2 protein-coding genes are annotated in these 3403 nt (G+C 71.6%); both read right to left on the bottom strand.

Annotated features, from left to right (window positions below; all coding sequences use genetic code 11):
• Positions 1-325: 325 nt before the first annotated feature.
• Positions 326-1939 carry an NAD(P)/FAD-dependent oxidoreductase gene (locus tag AB0Q99_RS29280; protein ID WP_363576582.1) on the bottom strand — a complete coding sequence of 538 codons (1614 nt, stop codon included), beginning with the start codon at positions 1937-1939 and terminating at the stop codon, positions 326-328.
• A gap of 50 nt (positions 1940-1989) precedes the next feature.
• A complete protein-coding gene (locus AB0Q99_RS29275) occupies positions 1990-2883 on the bottom strand; it encodes a class I SAM-dependent methyltransferase (protein ID WP_363576581.1) in 894 nt (297 codons plus the stop codon).
• Between the last annotated feature and the right edge of the window lie 520 nt (positions 2884-3403).

Here is a 3403-nt window from a genome sequence, read left to right as displayed (position 1 = left end):
TGCCGGCCTGCCGGCCCACCCGCCTGCCAGCCCGCCGGCCTGCGTGCGTGCCTGCCGGCCTGCCGGCCCGCCGGCCTGCGTGCCTGCCTGCCTGCGTGCCTGCCGGCCCGCCTGCCTGCCTGCCTGCCTGCCGGCGTGCCCGCGTGCCCGCGTGCCCGCCGGCCCGCCTGCGTGCCTGCCTGCCGGCCCACCTGCCGGCCCGCCTGCTGCTTGCCGCCGCCTGCCGTGGGCCGTCGGCCCACCTGCCTGCGTGCCCGCCGGCCTGCGTGCCTGCGTGCCTGCCGGCCGTGTGGTGGTGTGGTGGTGTGGTGGTTGGTGGGGGGTGTTAGGGGGTGGTGTGGTCGGTGTGGGTGGCGGTCTGGTAGTTCGCGATGTCGAGGTGGCTGGTCTGGCGGCGGAAACGCCAGGTGTAGGTCGGCCAGATCGAGGGGTTGTTGCCGTGGTTGTCGGTGTACCAGCTGGTGCAGCCGCCGGTGTTCCAGACGGTGTTCTTCAGGCGGTCCTGTACGGCCTTGTTGTAGGCCTTCTGGGCTTCGTCGCGGACTTCGAGGGTGGTGAGGTGGTGGGTGTCGAGGGTTTTCAGCGCGGCGAGGATGTAGGTGATCTGGGCTTCGATCATGACGGTCTGGGAGGAGTGGCCCAGGGTGGTGTTGGGTCCCAGGATCATGAAGAGGTTCGGGAAGCCGTGGATGGTGGTGCCGCGGTGGGCGGTCATGCCGGCGGTGTTCCACGTGTCGGCGAGGCTGGTGCCGTCGCGGCCGTGGATGAGGCGGGCGACGGGGCGGTCGGTCGCGGTGAAGCCGGTGGCGAGGATGATGGTGTCGACGTCGCGTCGGGTGCCGTCGGCGGTGGTGATGTGGGTGGGGCCGATGGCGGTGATGGTGTCGGAGACGATGTCGACGTTGGGCTGCTGGATCGCCGGGTACCAGGTGTTGGAGAACAGCAGGCGTTTGCAGCCGACGGTGTAGTCGGGGGTCAGGCGGGCGCGCAGCGCGGGGTCCTTGACGCTTTTCTTGAGGTGGCCGGCGGCCATGTTCTTCATGCCGGTGGTGCGGGAGGGGCGGGACATGAAGAACGCGACGATCTCGCGGCCGTGTTTGTTGAACGCGCGGCGGAAGCGCTGGTAGCCGGGCAGGTGGCGCAGCATCCAGGTGTGGCGGGGGGTGTTGGGCTTGTCGGGTTTCGCGGCGACCCAGGGGGGTGTGCGCTGGTAGAGGTCGAGGCGGGCGACGTCGGGCTGGATCTTGGGGACGAACTGGATGGCGGAGGCGCCGGTGCCGATGACGGCGACGTTGCGGCCGGTGAGGTCGTGGTCGTGGCGCCAGCGGGAGGAGTGGAAGACGGTGCCGGTGAAGGTGTCCAGGCCGGGCAGGTCGGGCATGGCGGGGTCGGAGAGGTAGCCGGTGCCGGTGACGAGGGTCTGGGCGGTGTAGCGGCCGTGGCTGGTGGTGAGGTTCCAGTGGTGGTGGGTGTCGTCCCAGCGGGCGTCGAGGAGTTCGTGGCCGTAGCGCAGGTGGGGGTCGACGCCGTAGCGGGTGGCGCAGTCCTTGAGGTAGGCGTGGACTTCGGCCTGGGTGGCGAAGGTGGATTTCCACTCGGGGTTGCGGGCGAAGGAGAAGGAGTAGAGGTGGGCCTGGACGTCGCAGGCGCAGCCGGGGTAGGTGTTGTCGCGCCAGGTGCCGCCGAGGTCGGTGGCGCGTTCGAAGACGAGGAAGTCGTCGATGCCGGCGCGCAGGAGGGCGACGGCGGTGCCCAGGCCGGAGATGCCGGCGCCGATGACGGCGACTTTGAGGTGGCGTACGGCGAGGTCGCCGGCGCCGGCTCCGGTGGTGGCGGGGGTGGTGGTGGCCCCCGCCGCCGGGGCGGGGGTGGTGCCGGCGGTGCCGGTGCTGGTGCCGGTGGTGCCGGTGGTGCGGTCGGTGGCGGGGGTGGTGGTCATGGCGTCGGTGTCCTCTTCTGCGGTGGCTGAGGTGTCCTGCGGGCCCGGGGTCAGGCGCGGCGGGTGAGGGTGACGCGGAAGTTGTTGAAGATGTGGTCTTCGAGGGTGTAGGCGAAGATGTCGAGGTAGCGCTCGAAGCGGGCGACGGTGGTCTCGTCGGTCATGGTGACGGCTTCGTCGCGGCGGGCGGCGAGGAGTTCGAGCCAGGCGCGGCAGGCGCGGGCGAAGGACTCGGGCTCGTTGCGGATCTCGGTGACCTCGAAGAGGCCGTCGAGGCCGGAGGCGAGTTCGGGCAGGCGCGGGATGTGGCAGCCTTCGAACTCCTCGCGCTGGAGGAACTTGAGGTCGTCCAGGAGCTGGCGGCGCAGCGGGGGGTTCTCGACGGTCATGGTGTGCAGGACGAAGCGGGCGCCGGGCTTGAGGAGGGAGTGGATCTGCTTGAAGAAGACGCGGTAGCGCTGGGTGCGCTCCTTGGGGGTGAGGGAGGAGAGCACGAAGTGTTCGAGGGCGTTGATGCAGAACGCGGCGTCGTAGGGGTCCTCGCCGTCGGCGAGGCGGTGGTCCTCCCAGCTTTCGACGCGGGCTTCGATGGCGGGGTTGCCCAGGGCGTGGACGAAGTCGGACTGGGTGCGGGAGAGGGTGACGCCGACGGCGCGCTTGACGCCGTGGACGGTGGTGAGGCGGTTGAGCATGGTGCCCCAGCCGCAGCCGACGTCGAGGACCTTGGCGGTGCCGGCGGCGCGGGCGAGGTCGGTGAAGGCGTCGAGCTTGCGTTCCTGGGCTTCGTCGAGGACGGCGACGAGGTCTTCGCCGTCCTCCCAGTAGCCGCCGGAGTACATCATGGTCGGGCCCAGGATGAGGCGGTAGAGCTCGTTGGGGACCTCGTAGTGGTGGCGGATGGCCTCGACGTCGGGGTTGATGGAGCGGGCTTCGACGGTGGTCATGGGATGGGGCCCCTCGGGTGGTGGTGGAAAGGGATCGGATGGGGTGTGGCGGGTGCGTGGGGTGGTGCCCGCGCGTGTCCGGCACGGCGGTGGTGCGGTGGTGCGGTGTCTTCGTGTGCGGTGTGGTGCGGCGGTGCGGTGTCTTCGTGTGCGGTGTGGTGCGGCGGTGCGGTGCTCGCGGTGTGGTGCCTGCTGGTGCGGGCGGTCCGGGGCCGTCGGTGCGTGCCGGGTTCCCGGTAGGGTCTGAGGCCGTCCGGCGGCCGTTCGTCCGCCCGCCAACCGGCTGTTGACCGGCCGTCGGTTCGCCCTTGTCCGGCCGTCGTCCGGCCGTCCGGTCGGTCTTCTGTCCGGCCGGCCGACCGACCGTCCGGTGCCGCCTGCGTCCGGCGGTCCGGCCGTCCGGTGTCCGGCCGTCCGGCTGTCCGTCCGGTGCCGCCTGCGTCCGGCGGTCCGGCCGTCCGGTGTCCGGCCGTCCGGCTGTCCGTCCGGTGCCGCCTGCGTCCGGCGGTCCGGCCGTCCG

Origin of the sequence: Kitasatospora sp. NPDC086791, assembly GCF_040685975.1 — a bacterium.
Lineage (GTDB): Bacteria > Actinomycetota > Actinomycetes > Streptomycetales > Streptomycetaceae > Kitasatospora.
Note: the sequence above shows the minus strand (reverse complement) of the source record. Positions and strands in the feature narration are given on the sequence as shown.

Excerpts from the sequence above, each read along its gene's own strand:
- AB0Q99_RS29280 (WP_363576582.1), bottom strand. The coding sequence starts at position 1,939 with ATGACCACCACCCCCGCCACCGACCGCACCACCGGCACCACCGGCACC.
- AB0Q99_RS29275 (WP_363576581.1), bottom strand. The coding sequence starts at position 2,883 with ATGACCACCGTCGAAGCCCGCTCCATCAACCCCGACGTCGAGGCCATC.